At 41.5% G+C, this 627-nt stretch carries 1 pseudogene; it reads left to right on the forward strand.

The window, feature by feature from the left end:
- Positions 1-399: pseudogene (locus MD535_RS25785) on the forward strand (hypothetical protein); the annotation flags it as partial.
- Positions 400-627: the final 228 nt, after the last annotated feature.

The raw sequence follows: 627 nt of genomic DNA on the forward strand, positions 1-627 counted from the left end.
CATGCGCTTCGTTTTGGCGAGTACATCTCACCTAAATCTTTTGCTAAGGCGATCAAGTATCTAGAGAACGCCGGCTACTTGCTTGCTGAACGCGTCAATGTGTGTGTCGATGCCATTGAAGGGACTTTCCGTAGTGCGGCTTCTTTTAAGCAATTTACGCAAGCATTCTTTGATGACTTAAAGGTGCAACGTTACCCAAACATCAATGAACTTATTAGAGCGACACGTGAACGCAAAATCAAACAAGGATTAAGCTTCAAGTGGATATCGAGTCAACGTATTCGTAATCGTGTCTGCGAGATATACAACGCGACAAAACTGAATACGGTGGCAGATTCACTCGCTCGTAGCTTCATGGACCTTAAACAGCAACCTCATCCCTACCAAGTTCCTATCTGATTTTTTCATTATATCCGCGTGAGCGGAGGCATTCGCACGTCTAAAGAAAATAAAAAGTGATATTGTCCGCAGTTTTATAGGACATATCACTAAGAGTTGACCATAAGTCGGTACTCGATCTTTTAAAGAACGTTCAACAGCTTACTCTTTTCTAAAAAGGAGTGCAAAAAAGCAGAATAAAAAAATAGAACAAAGGATGGATGCACTCTTGGATACCTTCGGTAGTAA

The organism is Vibrio qingdaonensis, from assembly GCF_026191675.1.
GTDB lineage: Bacteria > Pseudomonadota > Gammaproteobacteria > Enterobacterales > Vibrionaceae > Vibrio > Vibrio qingdaonensis.